Annotated in this window: 17 protein-coding genes; 12 read left to right on the top strand and 5 right to left on the bottom strand. The window is 39.3% G+C overall.

Annotated features, from left to right (window positions below; translation table 11 throughout):
* Positions 1–45: 45 nt before the first annotated feature.
* From HMPREF2933_RS07260 to gorA, 3 genes are all read right to left on the bottom strand, one after another.
* Positions 46–519 carry a GNAT family N-acetyltransferase gene (locus HMPREF2933_RS07260; protein ID WP_024052363.1) on the bottom strand — a complete coding sequence of 158 codons (474 nt, stop codon included), beginning with the start codon at positions 517–519 and terminating at the stop codon, positions 46–48.
* Between the two features lie 155 nt (positions 520–674).
* Positions 675–1,211 carry a biotin transporter BioY gene (locus HMPREF2933_RS07265; protein ID WP_024052364.1) on the bottom strand — a complete coding sequence of 179 codons (537 nt, stop codon included), beginning with the start codon at positions 1,209–1,211 and terminating at the stop codon, positions 675–677.
* Positions 1,212–1,702: 491 nt separating this feature from the next.
* Positions 1,703–3,052, bottom strand: coding sequence for a glutathione-disulfide reductase (gene gorA / locus HMPREF2933_RS07270; protein ID WP_070241730.1), 1,350 nt, complete (start codon positions 3,050–3,052; stop codon positions 1,703–1,705).
* Between the two features lie 259 nt (positions 3,053–3,311).
* Between gorA and HMPREF2933_RS07275 the strand changes: the two genes are divergently transcribed.
* From HMPREF2933_RS07275 to HMPREF2933_RS07285, 3 genes are read left to right on the top strand one after another with little or no spacing between them, the layout of a single operon-like run.
* A complete protein-coding gene (locus tag HMPREF2933_RS07275) occupies positions 3,312–4,466 on the top strand; it encodes an efflux RND transporter periplasmic adaptor subunit (protein WP_070672712.1) in 1,155 nt (384 codons plus the stop codon).
* Positions 4,450–5,142, top strand: a complete 693-nt coding sequence (locus HMPREF2933_RS07280; RefSeq protein ID WP_003024078.1) for an ABC transporter ATP-binding protein — start codon at positions 4,450–4,452, stop codon at positions 5,140–5,142. The genes HMPREF2933_RS07275 and HMPREF2933_RS07280 overlap by 17 nt, the downstream gene beginning before the upstream one ends.
* Positions 5,142–6,419, top strand: coding sequence for an ABC transporter permease (locus HMPREF2933_RS07285; protein ID WP_024052367.1), 1,278 nt, complete (start codon positions 5,142–5,144; stop codon positions 6,417–6,419). The genes HMPREF2933_RS07280 and HMPREF2933_RS07285 overlap by 1 nt, the downstream gene beginning before the upstream one ends.
* A gap of 106 nt (positions 6,420–6,525) precedes the next feature.
* Here HMPREF2933_RS07285 and HMPREF2933_RS07290 read toward each other — a convergent pair whose 3' ends face one another.
* Positions 6,526–6,696, bottom strand: coding sequence for a DUF3042 family protein (locus HMPREF2933_RS07290; RefSeq protein WP_003024081.1), 171 nt, complete (start codon positions 6,694–6,696; stop codon positions 6,526–6,528).
* 77 nt (positions 6,697–6,773) lie between these two features.
* Between HMPREF2933_RS07290 and miaA the strand changes: the two genes are divergently transcribed.
* From miaA to recJ, 9 genes are all read left to right on the top strand, one after another.
* Positions 6,774–7,658: a tRNA (adenosine(37)-N6)-dimethylallyltransferase MiaA gene (gene miaA / locus HMPREF2933_RS07295; protein ID WP_024052368.1), complete on the top strand. Its 885-nt coding sequence runs from the start codon at positions 6,774–6,776 to the stop codon at positions 7,656–7,658.
* The gene (gene hflX, locus HMPREF2933_RS07300; protein WP_024052369.1) at positions 7,651–8,889 is read left to right on the top strand and encodes a GTPase HflX; all 1,239 of its coding nucleotides are present in this window, start codon (positions 7,651–7,653) and stop codon (positions 8,887–8,889) included. The genes miaA and hflX overlap by 8 nt, the downstream gene beginning before the upstream one ends.
* A complete protein-coding gene (locus HMPREF2933_RS07305) occupies positions 8,882–9,511 on the top strand; it encodes a hypothetical protein (RefSeq protein ID WP_024052370.1) in 630 nt (209 codons plus the stop codon). The genes hflX and HMPREF2933_RS07305 overlap by 8 nt, the downstream gene beginning before the upstream one ends.
* A gap of 10 nt (positions 9,512–9,521) precedes the next feature.
* Positions 9,522–10,451, top strand: a complete 930-nt coding sequence (gene rnz, locus HMPREF2933_RS07310) for a ribonuclease Z (protein ID WP_070241726.1) — start codon at positions 9,522–9,524, stop codon at positions 10,449–10,451.
* Between the two features lie 46 nt (positions 10,452–10,497).
* Positions 10,498–11,106: a histidine phosphatase family protein gene (locus HMPREF2933_RS07315; protein ID WP_024052372.1), complete on the top strand. Its 609-nt coding sequence runs from the start codon at positions 10,498–10,500 to the stop codon at positions 11,104–11,106.
* 9 nt (positions 11,107–11,115) lie between these two features.
* Positions 11,116–11,871, top strand: a complete 756-nt coding sequence (locus HMPREF2933_RS07320) for an SDR family NAD(P)-dependent oxidoreductase (RefSeq protein WP_024052373.1) — start codon at positions 11,116–11,118, stop codon at positions 11,869–11,871.
* A 9-nt stretch (positions 11,872–11,880) separates the two neighbouring features.
* The gene (locus HMPREF2933_RS07325) at positions 11,881–12,618 is read left to right on the top strand and encodes a class I SAM-dependent methyltransferase (protein WP_024052374.1); all 738 of its coding nucleotides are present in this window, start codon (positions 11,881–11,883) and stop codon (positions 12,616–12,618) included.
* The gene (locus HMPREF2933_RS07330; protein WP_070672715.1) at positions 12,596–13,012 is read left to right on the top strand and encodes a GNAT family N-acetyltransferase; all 417 of its coding nucleotides are present in this window, start codon (positions 12,596–12,598) and stop codon (positions 13,010–13,012) included. The genes HMPREF2933_RS07325 and HMPREF2933_RS07330 overlap by 23 nt, the downstream gene beginning before the upstream one ends.
* A 95-nt stretch (positions 13,013–13,107) precedes the next feature.
* On the top strand, positions 13,108–15,342 hold the full coding sequence (gene recJ / locus HMPREF2933_RS07335; RefSeq protein ID WP_070241724.1) for a single-stranded-DNA-specific exonuclease RecJ: 2,235 nt from the start codon (positions 13,108–13,110) through the stop codon (positions 15,340–15,342).
* A 136-nt stretch (positions 15,343–15,478) separates the two neighbouring features.
* Here recJ and HMPREF2933_RS07340 read toward each other — a convergent pair whose 3' ends face one another.
* The gene (locus HMPREF2933_RS07340) at positions 15,479–16,276 is read right to left on the bottom strand and encodes an ABC transporter (RefSeq protein ID WP_024052377.1); all 798 of its coding nucleotides are present in this window, start codon (positions 16,274–16,276) and stop codon (positions 15,479–15,481) included.
* Between the last annotated feature and the right edge of the window lie 8 nt (positions 16,277–16,284).

Consider the following 16,284-nt stretch of genomic DNA (forward strand, 5'->3'; position numbering starts at 1 on the left):
CTTTGTCGCCGTTTTCTTCTCTTCTCTTTTACTCATGAACTTTTCCTATTTTTTAAAAACTTTTTCCATGATGGTTTCTTGTGGTTTAAAACCTTGATGTTCATAAAATCGTAAGGCACCAGCGTTATCATTCCATACATTAAGGGTTAAGTTGTAACAGTCCATTTCTTGGGCAAATTCTTCTGCAAAACGGCAAAGCTGCTCACCAATTTTTTGACCACGAGCACTTTCATCAACGCAAAGGTCTTCAATGAAAAGTGTTTTGATAGGTGTCAATACGAGACTGTGTGGTTCTTTAATGATGCAAAAGAGGTGACCCAAGATTTTACCTTCTTCATTTTCATAGACAAAGATTGGTGTATGTTCTTGAGACATCAGTGTTTTCAATTGTTCATCGTTGAATTTGCGACTACTCTCTTGGAAAATGTCTGGTCGGACGTTGTGATGAACAAGCAAGATTTGCTCTAAGAGATTATTGAGTGCTGGAATATCGCTTGGGACTGCTTTTCTAATAGGCATGGTGAGCTCCTTTTGGTGACCGTCGGTTATTTTCTTTTAAAATATAATAGGACTGTTGGTCATTTTTGTCAAGAAGAAAATGAAAAAATCTTTTTGAGCAATGTAAAAAGAACCCACAACACGTGAGTTCTAATAATGGGAGTGAGACAACTTTATCAATTTTTAAAGTAGGGATGATCTTTTAAGCTTTTAAAAATAGGTCTACTGATAAAACTAATTGCAATCAGTTTTATGAGATCTGGTAAAATGAAGGGGATGACTCCGACTGTAATAGCTTTATCAAGTTGAAAAACTGCTAGAAACATTAAACCAAGTACACCACCGACAAAAACCAAAGCATCTCCGAGTAGGTTTGATACGAGTATCGTTAAAAAGCTGCTATTTTTGGAAGTTAGACTAGCTGTTACTAGGGCGTAGAACAAATAAAACCAGAGATAACCTGCATTTGGACCGACAAGTGCTTGAAATCCACCGTTTCCTCCTGCAAAGACAGGAAGACCAATAGCGCCTAAGAGAAGATAAAGAGCGACTGCTAATAGAGCTTCTTTTCGATGAAAAATAGTAGCCACTAAGCCAATTGCCATATTTTGCAAAGCAAAAGGAACTGGACCGATAGGAATAGTAATCTGAGCAAAAACGGCTATCAAAGCTGCGCCAATTGCTGGTAAAACGAGTGTAAATGATTTTTTTATAATTGTAACCCTTTATTTTATAATATGGTAACTATTATAGAACAAATAAAAAAAATGTCAAGGGTTAAATAAAAAGGCAAAAGCATAGACTGAATTCACCTTTTTTCAAAATGTTTACTTTTTCTGAGATATTACTTTTTTTTATTTTTACTGCGAAGGAATAATATCAAAATTGCAATTAGTCCAAAGACATTTAAAAAGATAAATAAGACAGTTGTTAGAATTATTTTGGTCTTTTGCATAAAAGCACTTCCTCGTAAAATCGCTTTAATATTATCATAACAAAATGTATCTCTTTATCAACTAAAAAATCATAGGAAAAAGGAGAGGTTGGGCAAAAATTGTCCCACTCCCTAGCAGATAGTATGAAAGAATAAGTTATGGAATGAGAAGAAGTTATCGTGTAAACTAAAATAGTCAGAAGCGCTGATTGCAATTCTGAGTATTGAGATAAAGTGGGAAAATTTTTGGGAGTAAGACATTTATGATGCTCAACGCATGGTGACAAACTCTTCTGAACCGGTTGGGTGAATGGCGACAGTCGCATCAAAATCTGCTTTGGTAGCTCCCATTTTAATAGCAACAGCAAAACCTTGAATCATCTCATCAACACCGTAGCCAATAGCGTGGAGACCAATGACTTTCTCATCTGGTCCAGTTGTAATGAGCTTGAACTTGGCTTGTTGTCGGTGTTGGGTGACAGCTGAATACATGGAAGCAAAGTTAGAAGTGTAAATATGGATATTTTCTGCTCCGTATTGTTGAATTGCCTGCTCTTTGGTCAAGCCAACTGTTCCAATCGCTGGGTGAGAAAAGACAACAGTTGGAATGTTAGAATAATCCATTTTAGCTTCAGTTTTTCCATTAAATAAGCGCTCGGCTAAGGTACGACCTGCTTTGATAGCAACAGGGGTTAATTCTTTTTCGCCTGTAACATCTCCTAGAGCATAAATACCCGATGTTGTTGTATTTTGAAATTCGTCAACTGCTATAAAACCACGAGAATTTAGGGTAACACCAGCCGCTTCTAAATTCAACCCTTTGGTGTTTGCAGTCCGCCCAGTTGCCCAGATGACGTGTTGAACGGTGTGGCTCGTTCTGTCCTCGAAGGTAATACGAATCGCTCCGTTTTCAAGTTTTTCAAGCCTTTCTGGTATTTTGTGCGTATGTAGAGTAGGACCTGATTTCTTCATTTCTTCCACAAGACCATCAATGATATAAGAATCAAAGTTGCGGAGAGGACGATCTCGACGAACGAAAAGGTCTGTTTTTACACCCAGAGCATGAAGGAGTCCGGCTAATTCAACTGCAATATAACCAGCACCAAGAATGGCAACAGATTGAGGGAGTTCTTCCCATGCAAAAACATCGTCAGAGGTTTCACCTAATTCTGCTCCGGAAATAGCTGGAATATGCGGATGAGCGCCTGTCGCAATGACAATGTGCTTGGCTTGGATAAGCTCGCCGTTGACTTCAACTGTATGGCGGTCTATGAATTTGGCGCGACCTTCAATCAACTCAACGCCATTTCGATTGAAACTATTATTGTAAGAATTATGGGCACGATCAATATAGGCTTCGCGATTCTTCCGAAGCGTCTTAAAGTCAAACTGCTGATTATCCGAAGTAAAACCATAGTCTGGTCCATAATCGCGAATGGCTTCGGCAATCTGGGCGCCATACCACATGATTTTTTTAGGAACACAGCCGACGTTGACACAGGTGCCCCCTAATTTCTTTTCTTCAATAACGGCAGCTTTTGCACCATGTTCTCCAGCACGGTTCATGGTTGCTATTCCTCCGCTACCGCCACCAATGGCAATGATGTCAAATGTTCTCATACGAGTCTCCTTTTTATCTGTAGTATGAAATTATTGTAACGTTTTTAGAAAATGATTGCAAAAATCTGCTACAAAAATTGATGAAAGGCTTGATTATTCAATCGTATTATTGTATTATATATTTAACACAATATAAAATAACTAGAAAGAAGGGAGACGGATGTTAAAAGAGTAAAGGATTTCTTATAGATGTTATCTTATTTTTAATCGTATGTGTTATAATATAAAAATAGACCGTTTTCATCAGGAGGAGAAAGAGATGAAAAAATTGAAAAAGTGGCAGTTGTACAGCTTGATTGGTGTAACTGTGGTCGTCGTTTTAGGAGCGATAGGTACGATGTTATTGTTTAATGGTAATAGTACTACTGATAAAGATAAAGAAGAAACGATTCAAGTGCAGAAAGCAAAAGAAGGGTCAGTTGCTTCATCTGTTTTGCTGTCAGGAAATGTTGCGACTAACAATGAGCAATATGTCTACTATGACGGGACAAAGGGCGATTTGGATAATGTTCTTGTAAATGTTGGAGATCAAGTTACAGCCGGACAAGCTTTAGTTCAATACAAGAGTGTTGAAGCACAAGCTGCATATGATGCTGCTGTTCGTGCTTTAAACAAGATTGATCGCCAAATTTATGATTTGAAAACGTATGGAACAACTGTTGATGTGACGGGTGATGAAGCGGCAGATAATAAAACAACTGCGTCTGCAAAACGTTCGGTGGATTCTCAATTAAACGATTTGCAGGACGATCGCGCAGATGCTGTGGACAATATCAATAAAGCACAGGCATTACTAGATGCAACGACTGTCACCAGTACAAATAATGGAACTGTAGTAGAAGTCAATCGTGATGTTTCTAAATCTACGACAGGTACTAATCAAACACTCGTTCATATTGTCAATAACGGCAACCTCCAAGTGAAGGGAGAATTATCTGAGTACAATCTGGCAAATCTTTCGGTCGGGCAAGAAGTAACAATTACGTCCAAGGTCTATCCAGATAAGAAATGGACTGGGAAAATCAGCTATATCTCAAATTATCCAAAAGACAGTCAAAATACAGCAGCAGCTGGTACAGGTACTGCAAATTCAGGAGCAAAATACCCCTATACAGTAGATATTACAAGCGAAATTGGTGATTTGAAGCAAGGATTTTCCGTCAATGTTGAAGTAAAAAACAATACAAGAGGGATTCTAGTTCCGGTCAGCAGCGTTGTTTCTGAAAACAATAAAAACTATGTTTGGACACTAGAAAAAGGAACTGCAAAAAAAGTGCAAGTGATACTAGGAAATGCAGATGCTAAAAATCAAGAAATCTCATCTGGTTTGACAAAAGATAGTAAAGTTATCACCAATCCAACAGATAGCTTGAAAGACGGTCAAGAGGTGAAATCGTATGAAGAAACTCATTGATTTAAAAAATGTTAGCAAAAGTTACCGCAATGGAGATCAAGAGCTTCAAGTTTTGAAAGATGTTCATTTAGAAGTTGAAGAAGGTGAATTTGTTGCGATTATGGGGCCTTCTGGCTCAGGAAAGTCAACCTTGATGAATATCATTGGTATGTTGGATCGCCCAACGAGTGGCGAATATTACTTGGAAGGTGAAGAAGTTGCCAAGCTTAGTGAGAAAAAGCTAGCCAAAGTGCGTAATCAGCAGATTGGCTTCGTTTTCCAACAATTCTTCCTTTTGTCAAAATTAAATGCTCTTCAAAATGTAGAACTTCCTTTGATTTATGCAGGGGTTTCTCAATCCAAACGGAAAGCTTTAGCAGAGCAATATCTTAAAAAAGTTGAGTTAGAAACGCGGATGCACCATTTACCATCAGAACTTTCTGGTGGGCAAAAGCAACGGGTGGCTATTGCGCGTGCCTTGGTCAATCATCCTTCCATTATCTTAGCAGATGAGCCGACGGGAGCCTTGGATACCAAGACGGGTGAGCAAATTATGGAATTGCTGACGGAGCTAAATCGTGAAGGAAAAACCATTATCATGGTCACTCATGAGCCTGAGATTGCAGCCTTTGCAAAACGACAAATCGTTATTCGAGACGGTGTCATCTCGTCAGACAGTAAGAAAGGAGAAGCATGATGCAGAATTGGAAATTTGCAATCAACTCCATTATGGGGCATAAAATGCGCTCTTTCTTAACGATGTTGGGCATTATCATTGGTGTTATGTCTGTTGTGGTTATTGTGGCTCTAGGAAGTGGTATGTCCAATGCCTTCACAGATGTTCTGGGTGGTGCACAGCAAGATGTTTCCTTATTTTACTCACACAAGAGAAGTAAAAATGGTGATGGTGTTATGACGTATCAAGAGATGCGTGACGAAGCTGAAAGTGGAAATGGTGATGAGACAGTTTCGACAGAAGAAGAGCCTCAAATCCAAGAAGTTTGGGTCAAGCAGGCGGTTAATGATATTAACGGAATTGACAATTATTATGTTACAAATAACACAACCGCTACAGTAAATTATGGTAAGAAAAAGGCGGATAATATTCCTATAACAGGTATCAATTCCACTTACTTTACGGTAAAGAAATACCAAATCGTTGCAGGACGGACATTGAAATCAAATGATTATCAAACGTTTGCAAGAGTTGTATTACTGGATACGAAACTAGCTGATATTCTTTTTGGAGGTGCAGATAAGGCGCTCAATCAGATTGTCCAGCTAGGATCTAATAATTACCGTGTGATTGGGGTTTATAAAGATCCAAATGAAACGCGAAATCGCTTAGCCAATATGAACAACGGAAATTTACTAATGGCTAACACTCAGTTGGCAGCTGAATACAATGTTGCTGAGATTATGAATGTCGTGGTACATGTTAAAAAATTAGATGATGTGCTGAAAGACGGAAGTGCAGCTGCGCGCTTGATGACAAAATTGTCTGGTGTGAGAGAAGGCGAGTACCAGATGTTTGATCAAGCCAGTCAATTGGCTGCGATCCAAAGTCAGGTTGCCATTGTGCAAGTGGTTTTTGGAGCGATTGCCGGGATAGCACTTCTCGTTGGTGGTATCGGTGTCATGAATATTATGCTTGTATCGGTAACAGAACGAACCCGTGAAATCGGTCTTCGGAAAGCCCTTGGAGCCACACGTGGTAATATCTTGATGCAATTTGTCATTGAGTCAATGGTGTTGACAGCGATTGGCGGTTTGATTGGGCTTGCTTTAGCAGCTCTTATCGTGGCATTTATCGGTCATAGTTTGGATGCATTTTTCGGAGCTCCACCTACCATTACGACAGTATCTGCTGTCGGAAGTGTGCTCTTTTCTGCAACTATCGGGATTGTTTTCGGTATTTTGCCGGCTAATAAGGCTTCTAAATTGGATCCAATCGAATCCTTGCGTTATGAATAAAAAACTATCTTTTATAGTATGAGAAAGAACGTGTAAAAAAACTCCAACAGATACTCATTTTTCTAGTGAGTTATCCATTGGAGTTTTTATATGAAATGAATGATTTTTAGTGTGATACACGTTTGCGAGCTGCTTTTTTACGGTTTTCTTCGATGAAAGCTGCTTTCTTTTCTTCAGGTTCAATCACTTTTTTCTTGAATGTATAAACTGCACCTGCAACAGCAGCAACAGTACCAGCTACGCCAGTTACAACACCTTTAACAAATCCTTTAGCCATGAGATTTCTCCTTTTCTGAACTTTATTTATGTTATAATATATAGTAACGAAAAATTAAATTTTTTTCAAGGGAAAAGATGAAAACCAAGATAATTGTAATTGTAGGACCAACTGCTGTCGGAAAAACAGCTCTCAGCATAGACCTCGCAAAACGTTTCAATGGTGAGATTATTAGTGGTGATAGTCAGCAAGTTTATAGAAAACTGGACATCGGAACGGCTAAAGTCACTCCAGATGAGCAGGAGGAGATTCCTCATTATTTGATAGATGTACGGGAAGTGACCGAGTCTTATTCGGCTTTTGATTTTGTAAAGGAGTCCGAGGCTGCTATTGAGATGATTGTAGCAAAAGGGAAACTGCCGATTATTGCAGGCGGAACGGGGCTTTACATTCAAAGTTTGCTGGAAGGATATCATCTGGGTGGTTCAGCTTCTCATGAGGAGATTTTAGCTTATCGAGCCGAGCTAGATACTTTGAATGATGAGGAACTATTTGGCAAAATAGCAGAGCTTGGATTGGAAATTTCCCAGATTAACCGTAGGAGAGCTATGCGAGCGCTGGAAATTGCTCATTTTGGGAATGAACTTGAAAACAAACAGCCTGACTATGAAGCCCTGCTGGTTTGTCTGAACGATGACAGAGAAGTTCTTTATGAGCGTATCAATCAGCGAGTAGATCTAATGCTGAAGGCTGGTCTTTTAGAAGAGGCAAAGTGGCTCTATGACAACTATCCACATGTCCAAGCCAGCAAAGGAATTGGCTACAAGGAACTTTTCTCCTACTTTGCTGGAGAGTTGACCTTGGAGGAAGCTATCAATAAACTCAAACAAAATACTCGTCGCTTTGCCAAACGACAGCTAACCTGGTTTAGAAATCGCATGAATGCTACTTTTTATCAGGTCTCAGATCCGAATGCCCAAAAACGGATCATGCAGGATATAGAGGAATTTTTGAATGATTGAAACAGAAAAACAGCAGGAACGAGTGATCCTCATCGGAGTAGAATTGCAGGGGGCGGCTAATTTTGCTATGTCTATGGAAGAATTAGCCAGTTTAGCCAAGACTGCTGGTGCTCAGGTGGTTTCCTCTTACACTCAGAAACGAGAGAAGTATGACAGCAAGACTTTTGTTGGTGCTGGAAAATTAGAAGAAATCAAGCGTATGGTAGAAGCAGATGAGATTTCCACCGTCATTGTCAATAATCGTCTGACACCTCGCCAGAATATCAATTTGGAAGAAATTCTAGGGGTTAAGGTTATTGATCGCATGCAATTAATTTTGGATATTTTTGCTATGCGGGCTAGAAGCCACGAAGGAAAACTTCAAGTTCACTTGGCTCAACTTAAATATCTTTTGCCTCGCTTGGTCGGACAGGGGATTATGCTTAGCCGTCAGGCAGGGGGAATTGGTTCCCGCGGTCCTGGTGAAAGTCAGTTGGAACTCAATCGTCGTAGTGTTCGCAATCAGATCCACGATATTGAGCGCCAACTCAAAATTGTAGAGAAAAGCCGCGCAACTGTACGGGAGAAACGTCTGGACTCCAGTGTTTTTAAAGTCGGTCTGATTGGCTACACCAATGCTGGAAAATCTACCATTATGAATATCTTGACCAACAAGAGCCAATATGAGGCGGACGAACTCTTTGCTACTTTGGATGCGACAACCAAAAGTGTCAATCTGACAGGCAGGCTCAATGTGACCTTGACGGATACAGTCGGCTTTATTCAAGACTTACCGACCGAGCTAGTATCTAGCTTCAAATCTACTTTAGAAGAGAGCAAAAATGTGGACCTTTTGGTTCATGTGATTGACGCTAGCGACCCTAACCACGAAGAGCATGAAAAAACAGTCTTGGCTATTATGAAGGACTTGGATATGCTAGATATTCCTCGCTTGACCCTCTATAATAAAGCAGACAAAGTAGAGAATTTCACTCCAACCTTAACTCCCTATGCCCTGATTTCGGCGAAAAATGAAAATAGCAGAGCAATTTTGCAGAATGCTCTGTTGAATAAGATGAGAGAACTCTTTGTCCCTTTTCGTATCAAGGTTAGTCCTAGCAAGGCTTATAAGTTACATGAATTAGAAAGTCTGGCAATCATTGATAAGAGAGAGTATCTGGAAGAAAGTGAAACAATTTCTGGCCATATAGCAGAAAAGAATAAATGGAGACTAGAAGAATTTTATGACTGATTATATCAAATTAGCACTTAAATATGGCGGTTTCACGAGCTTAGACCGTGTTTATCTAGGAAAGGTTTTGGACAAGTTGTCCGATTCGCAAAAGTTGACCTTTATCACACCACCGCCAAGTGTTATAAATGCGTATTTTTCGGAACTCTATCAAAAAAAGAGTCCGGAAGCTGCAACGGATTATTTTTTAGAATTAAGTAAAGAATTGGCTCTTTTTAACGACCACCCTAACTTTGAAGAGGAAAAGCCTTTTATTCGCTTGAATCTTTCAGGTAGGTCTTATGGTTTCTGCTTTGAAAATGAAGTCGAAACTGGCTTGATTTTTCCGGAAACTCCAGAGGAAATTGAGCCCAATTTGCTTTTTGAAATTGCTCAGATTTTTCCTAACTATCTGGTTTATGAAGAGGAAAATGTCATTCGGATGATACCAGCAATTCCTGAAGAAGTAGTCCAAAAGCAGCCGCTCTCTGCTCTGACAGATCTTTATAAGCTAGCAGATGGTCGCCTGAAACTGGAAGGGTACAATCAGGAAGAGCTAATCCAGTTGGCTCAAGACTATGCTGGTCAGCTTTACTATCGCTCGCAGAATCGCTCTGCTATGATTTATATTAAAGAAAAATAGAAAGAAAAATATGCAACTACAATTTTTAGGTACAGGAGCTGGTCAGCCTTCTAAGGCTCGGAATGTTTCTAGTCTGGTTTTGAAACTATTGGATGAAATCAATGAAATCTGGATGTTTGATTGTGGCGAAGGAACTCAGAATCGTATTTTAGAGACAGCGATTCGACCGCGCAAAATCAGAAAAATTTTTATTACTCATCTGCATGGGGATCATATTTTTGGCCTGCCGGGTTTTTTGGCTACTCGCTCTTTTCAGGCTAATGAAAAACAGACAGATTTGGAAATTTATGGACCAGTTGGCATCAAAAGTTTTGTCATGACAAGTCTGCGTGTGTCGGGGTCTCGCCTGCCTTATCGGATTCGTTTTCATGAGTTTGACGAAAAAAGTTTAGGGAAAATTTTAGAAACTGATAAATTTACAGTTTATGCAGAGAAACTAGACCACAGTATTTTTTGTGTGGGTTACCGCATTATGCAGAAAGATTTGGAAGGTACATTGGATGCTGAGAAATTGAAAGTCGCAGGTGTTCCTTTTGGCCCTCTCTTTGGTAAGGTAAAAAATGGAGAAGATGTAGTGCTAGAGGACGGGACGAAGATTATAGCAGCAGATTACATTTCAGCTCCGCGACCTGGGAAAATCATCACTATTCTAGGTGATACGCGTAAAACAAATGCCAGCGTGCGACTGGCTGTCAATGCAGATGTTTTGGTGCACGAATCCACTTATGGTAAAGGAGATGAGAAAATCGCTCGCAATCACGGTCACTCTACCAATCTACAAGCAGCAGAAGTTGCTAAAGAAGCTGGTGTCAAGCGCCTCCTTCTCAATCATATTAGCGCACGCTTTCTATCAAAAGATATAGGTCAAATGCGCAGAGATGCCAGTTCCATTTTTAAGAACGTTCACTTGGTCAAGGATTTAGAAGAAGTAGAACTATGAAATTTTGGCAAGGATAATTCTTAAAATTTAAAGGAAATAGGAAATCATGAACATATTATTTGTCAGACATGGGAAAGATTCTGATCAACACAGAGGTGGCTGGAGTCAGCTTGATTTGCTTCCTGAGGGGAAAAGAGAAGCCGAAGCTTTGGCGGATTATTTAGCACAACACAAAGAAGACTATCACTTTACGAAAATTATTACGAGTGATTTAAAAAGAGCTGAGACAACTGCAACAATTTTAGCAGAGACAATTCAACTGCCATTGGAGAAAGAAAGAGACTTACGCGAAACGAATAATGGCGATTTGGCAGGAATGTTAAATAGCGAGGCTGATCAAAAATTTCCTCGTCTTTATTTTAGAAGTCTTGCAATGGACGAACATTATCCAAATGGAGAAAGTCCGAGAGAATTTTATCAACGGATAAAAACTTGGTTTGAACTTTTTTTGAAGGAAAATCATAACTCAGATGAGACACAAATTGTGGTCACACATGGTGGAGTGATTAACATTATCTATCATTTAGTGAACCAGATAGAATGGACGAATAAAAGCAATCTATTCCACGTCAAACATTGCAGCATTAGTCTATTGAATACAAAAACGCTTGTTTTTGAGGTTGAAAACCAAACGGATTTTTTAGAAGAAAAATAAGGAGGACACATGCGAACAATTGTTATTACAGGGGCTAGTGGCGGTGTCGCTCAGGAAATGGTGAAGTTGTTGCCAAATGACCAGCTGATTTTAGTGGGACGCAGTCAAGAAAAATTAACAAAACTTTATTCAAATCATACGCATTGCGAATTCGTTGAGTTGGATATTACGGATTACAAAGCTTTAGAAGCTTTTACTGAAGAAATTTACCAGAAGTATGCTCAGGTGGATGTTCTAGTCAACAATGCTGGTTACGGGATTTTTGAAGAATTTGACAAGATTAGCAACGAGGATATTCATGCCATGTTTGAAGTTAATACCTTTGCTCTTATGAATCTATCTCGTCTCTTTGGGGAGAGAATGAAGCAAGCGGGACGTGGGTACATTGTTAATATTGTTAGTACAGCTGGGTTGATTGCTAGTGCTAAATCTAGTCTCTACTCAGCTACTAAGTTTGCGGCTATCGGTTTTTCCAATGCTTTGCGTTTAGAGTTGATGCCTTACAATGTCTATGTGACGACGGTTAATCCAGGACCGATTAAGACGGCTTTCTTCGACAAAGCTGACCCTGACGGCAGTTATGTCAAGGCGGTTGATAAATACATTTTAGAAGCAGATACTGTTGCTAAGCAGATTGTGAACAATTTTGGGAAAAAGCAGCGAGAGTTGATCATGCCTTTCACACTGAAGGCGGCTCACAAGCTCTATACGCTTTTTCCCAACCTTGGTGACAGACTAGCTAGTAAAATGTTCAATTATAAGTAGGAGACGTTTATGGACGTGGCAGCTTACAAGGAATTTTTAAATCAAGCATGGGGGAAGCTTTATTATGAGATTCTATTTGCTCAGTTAGCACATATAAAAAATAAAAAGGTATTAGATTTTGGGAGTGGTTTTGGTTTGGTGGCGGATTTTTTGCCACAAAACAATCAGGTAATAGCTATAGAACCAAATGACGAGATGATTGCAGAACGTCAGCAGAATTTCCATTATCAGCAACTACAAGGCAGTCTAGAAATGTTGAAGGGAATTCCAAGTGCTCGTTTTGACCTTATCATTTGCCACAATGTTCTGGAGTATGTGGATGAACCAGCTCTTTATCTAGCTGAATTTAGCAGATTGTTGAAAAAAGGCGGACAAATTTCGTTCGTTAAGCACAATGAAGTGGGGCGAATTATGCAGACAGTAGTGTTTGCAAATGATACGAATTTAGCGTTAGATTTATTATCAGGGCAGTCTTATCAATCACATACAATGGGACAAGCAACCTATTATGATTTAGCAGACTTATTACAAAAGGTCACGTCTGAATTGACTGTTCAGAATTATCAAGGAATTCGAATTTTTTATGGCTTGCAAGACAATGCAGTTAAAACAGCAGTCGCTTGGCGGGAAAAGATGTTGAAGATAGAGCTTGCAGTTTGCCAACAGTCTCCTTATCGTGATATTGCTGCTTTTCAACATATTTGGCTGCAAAAAGGAGACGAGAATGATTCGTTACTTTGCAAATAGACAAATTGCTATTGAAGACTTGCTTCCGCTTTACCAATCTGTTAGCTGGACTAACTATACAGAACGAGCAGATATGTTAGAGCAAGCATTTCAGCATTCACTGTTTACTGTATCAGCCTATGATGGGGAACAGTTAGTTGGTCTCCTTCGAGCAGTCGGAGACGGATTTTCTAGTGTTTTCATTCAGGAATTGTTAGTTTTTCCGTCTTATCAGCGCCGAGGTATCGGTCGAGAATTGGTTCGGAAAACGCTGGAGACATTTGCAGATGTTTATCAGATTCAGCTAATAACAGAGCAGTCAGACAAAAATTTAGCCTTTTATCGCTCTTTAGGATTTCGGGAACTGTCGGATTTGAATTGCACGGGTTTGATTTATAGAGGTAAAAGCTATTAGATAAATGCTTGTGTATAAAATTGGAGGTTTGGGCTAGTGAAAGCTAGTCTTTTCGTGTTATAATAGACTTTATATTGCAACAGAAAGATAAAAGCATGATTACATCAAAATATGATTGGCAGATTGCCACAAATTTTTCAGATGAGAGCTTTATTAAAAAAGCTAAAAAACTTGGCTTGGAGGCTTCGGTAGCTAATCTGGTCTACCAGAGAGGAATCCAGACAGAAGAAGCACTGCGAGATTTTCTAGAGCCTAGTTTGGACCAGCTGCATGATCCTTATGAACTGCATGATATGGATAAGGCAGTGACGCGCATTCGTCAAGCGATTGAAAATTATGAGCAGATCTTGATTTATGGAGATTATGATGCGGATGGCATGACTTCGGCTTCTATTGTTAAAGAAGCACTAGAACAACTTGGAGCAGAGTGTCAGGTCTATTTGCCCAATCGATTTACAGACGGTTATGGTCCTAACGCAAGTGTTTACAAGTATTTTATTGAAAATCAGGGAATTTCACTCATCGTTACAGTGGATAATGGAGTTGCAGGACATGAAGCAATCGAACTAGCTCAGTCTATGGGAGTGGATGTCATTGTGACGGATCACCATTCTATGCCAGAGGTACTTCCTGATGCTTATGCAATTATTCACCCAGAACATCCGGAAGCTGATTATCCTTTTAAGCATTTAGCTGGTTGCGGTGTAGCTTTTAAGTTAGCGACTGCTCTTTTAGAGGAAGTACAAGTAGAGTTGCTAGATATAGTCGCTATTGGAACTATTGCAGATATGGTCAGCCTAACAGATGAAAATCGCATTCTGGTCAAATATGGGCTAAGTGTCCTCAAAAACACTCAACGAATCGGCTTGCAGGAGCTTTTTAAGATTGCAGGTATTCAGGAAAATGAAGTGGATGAAGAAACAGTTGGTTTTCAGATAGCTCCCAGACTCAATGCTCTAGGTCGACTTGATGATCCAAATCCTGCTATTGAACTTCTGACGGGCTTTGATGAGGAAGAAGCGCGTGACATTGCCCTTATGATTAACCATAAAAATGAAGAGCGCAAAGAAATTGTTCAGAAGATCTATGATGAAGCCAAGACCATGGTTGATCTCAATAAACCTGTTCAGGTTCTAGCCGGTGAAGGTTGGAATCCAGGTGTTTTGGGAATTGTGGCAGGGCGGTTTTTGGAAGAATTACACCAGCCGGTCATCGTCTTGAATATTGAGAATGGATTAGCAAAAGGCAGCGCCCGCAGCATTGAAGCAGTTGATATTTTTGAAGCGTTAGACCCTCATCGAGATTTATTTGTGGCTTTTGGTGGGCATGCAGGGGCAGCTGGGATGACTCTAGAGGCCAGCAAGTTAGAAGCACTCAGCCAGGTTTTGGTAGCATATATTGAAGATAATCAAGTGGATTTGTCCACTAAGAATGAGCTCTTTTTGGATGAGGAATTATCCTTGCCAGATTTGACACTAGAGACCCTCAAAAACTTTGAAAAGTTAGCTCCTTTTGGCATGGACAATAAAAAGCCTGTTTTTTATTTGAAAGATTTTAAAATTGAAAATGCCCGCACCATGGGAGCAGGGAATACTCACCTTAAGCTGAAAATTTCTCAGGCTGACGCAGTTTTTGAGGTCGTAGCTTTTGGTCTAGGTAATCTTGCGACAGAATTTTCCCAAACTAAAAACTTAGAGCTGGCGGTTACGCTGTCGGTCAATAAATGGAATGGTCAAACTAGTCTCCAGCTTATGCTGGTGGATGCTAGGGTCAATGGGATTCAGCTCTTTAATATCCGAGGTAAAAATGCTCCTTTACCTGAAAATGTGCCCGTCCTGCGTTTTTCAGAAGAAATGCCTAATTTGGAAAAGAGCAGAGCAGTTGTGGTGTATGACTTGCCTGAACGCCTAAATCAGCTCAAAGTAATCATTCAGCAAGGACATTTTGAAGCAATTTACTTTAAAAATGAGATTGCTCAGCCCTATTATCTGACAGGTTTCGGAACGAGAGACCAGTTTGCCAAATTCTATAAAACAATTTATCAATTTCCAGAGTTTGACATTCGTTATAAGCTCAAAGAACTGGCTGCTTATCTCAAGATTGACCCAATTCTACTCATAAAGATGATTCAGATATTTGAAGAGCTGGACTTTGTGACAATTCAAGATGGAGTGATGCAAGTAAACAAAAAAGCAGAAAAAAAAGCTATTGAAAACAGCCATATTTATCAAGAACTGAAGAAAACAGTCAAGGAGCAGGAGCTTATGGCTCTAGGAACTGTGCAGGAAATTTATGATTATCTGATAGAAAAAGATGAATTTTCAAACTAAATTTTAGATGAACTATTTATTTGTCTCGCACCGAAGGCCGCGAGACGGACTGAAAGTCACATAATAAAAAAGTCATGAGTAAGATGAATCTCATGACTTTATTGTTTATATAAGTATTGCTATCAGCTTGTGTTATCTACTGCAAATTCACTTTATTTTTGAGGATGTAATACGTTCCAGTATAGTAGATAAGCCCCAAAATAAGAGAGGTTATGACTCCGCTCAAACTACCTAAAGAAGTTGAAAGCGATGGGAAAGCTGAAACATATAGATTAGCAGCGATAATCAGAGCAAATTGAATTCCAAAATAAGCTAGAAAGGCTATAGCGGTGCGGTGGTCTTGGAAAAGTTGACCAATAGAGATAGAGAGATAAATCAATAGGATATTTGGAATAAGGGCTACAAGATAGTATCCAAATGATTTCAATAGTTCACTAGCAATTTTCCAAAAGTGATTGCCGAATAATTGTAGAACTGTTCCCATTTCAAATTGTGTATGAGAAGCTACCCCTACGATAAGAACAATGATTCCAAAACTAAGAAACAATGCAAGTGTGCTAAGAATCGTCCATATAACAGCACCGAGTAATTTTGAGAGGATAATTTGATGTTCATTAACTGGTAAAGTGAGCGTTAGATATCCTTCTCTTTCATAAACACTATTTTTAAAGCGACGAATAATCAGAAAGAGTGTTGAAATGGCAAGTGCTACAAGGAGACCTGAGAAAATCAGCATTGTTAAACCGAAGAAAGTACTTGTCATACTCCCTGCTTCATTAGTAGAAGACTGCAAACGGTCGAAAAAGTTCCTTCCATTTGCAAAATGTCTTAGCCAAAGTCCAATACTAATAGATAGAAAGAGTACGATTCCATATAATCCTAAATACCACTTATTTACATTTTTAAATTCATATTTTAATAAATTCCAAAACATAGTCAATC

This window comes from Streptococcus sp. HMSC066F10, assembly GCF_001813805.1.
GTDB classification, from domain to species: Bacteria; Bacillota; Bacilli; order Lactobacillales; family Streptococcaceae; genus Streptococcus; species Streptococcus vaginalis.

Coding starts and splice junctions, on each gene's coding strand:
- HMPREF2933_RS07315 (WP_024052372.1), top strand. CDS start 10,498: ATGAACATATTATTTGTCAGACATGGGAAAGATTCTGATCAACACAGA.
- HMPREF2933_RS07305 (WP_024052370.1), top strand. CDS start 8,882: ATGACTGATTATATCAAATTAGCACTTAAATATGGCGGTTTCACGAGC.
- HMPREF2933_RS07290 (WP_003024081.1), bottom strand. CDS start 6,696: ATGGCTAAAGGATTTGTTAAAGGTGTTGTAACTGGCGTAGCTGGTACT.
- HMPREF2933_RS07280 (WP_003024078.1), top strand. CDS start 4,450: ATGAAGAAACTCATTGATTTAAAAAATGTTAGCAAAAGTTACCGCAAT.
- HMPREF2933_RS07260 (WP_024052363.1), bottom strand. CDS start 519: ATGCCTATTAGAAAAGCAGTCCCAAGCGATATTCCAGCACTCAATAAT.
- HMPREF2933_RS07320 (WP_024052373.1), top strand. CDS start 11,116: ATGCGAACAATTGTTATTACAGGGGCTAGTGGCGGTGTCGCTCAGGAA.
- HMPREF2933_RS07275 (WP_070672712.1), top strand. CDS start 3,312: ATGAAAAAATTGAAAAAGTGGCAGTTGTACAGCTTGATTGGTGTAACT.
- recJ (WP_070241724.1), top strand. CDS start 13,108: ATGATTACATCAAAATATGATTGGCAGATTGCCACAAATTTTTCAGAT.
- hflX (WP_024052369.1), top strand. CDS start 7,651: ATGATTGAAACAGAAAAACAGCAGGAACGAGTGATCCTCATCGGAGTA.
- rnz (WP_070241726.1), top strand. CDS start 9,522: ATGCAACTACAATTTTTAGGTACAGGAGCTGGTCAGCCTTCTAAGGCT.
- HMPREF2933_RS07325 (WP_024052374.1), top strand. CDS start 11,881: ATGGACGTGGCAGCTTACAAGGAATTTTTAAATCAAGCATGGGGGAAG.
- HMPREF2933_RS07340 (WP_024052377.1), bottom strand. CDS start 16,276: ATGTTTTGGAATTTATTAAAATATGAATTTAAAAATGTAAATAAGTGG.
- gorA (WP_070241730.1), bottom strand. CDS start 3,052: ATGAGAACATTTGACATCATTGCCATTGGTGGCGGTAGCGGAGGAATA.
- miaA (WP_024052368.1), top strand. CDS start 6,774: ATGAAAACCAAGATAATTGTAATTGTAGGACCAACTGCTGTCGGAAAA.
- HMPREF2933_RS07285 (WP_024052367.1), top strand. CDS start 5,142: ATGCAGAATTGGAAATTTGCAATCAACTCCATTATGGGGCATAAAATG.
- HMPREF2933_RS07330 (WP_070672715.1), top strand. CDS start 12,596: ATGATTCGTTACTTTGCAAATAGACAAATTGCTATTGAAGACTTGCTT.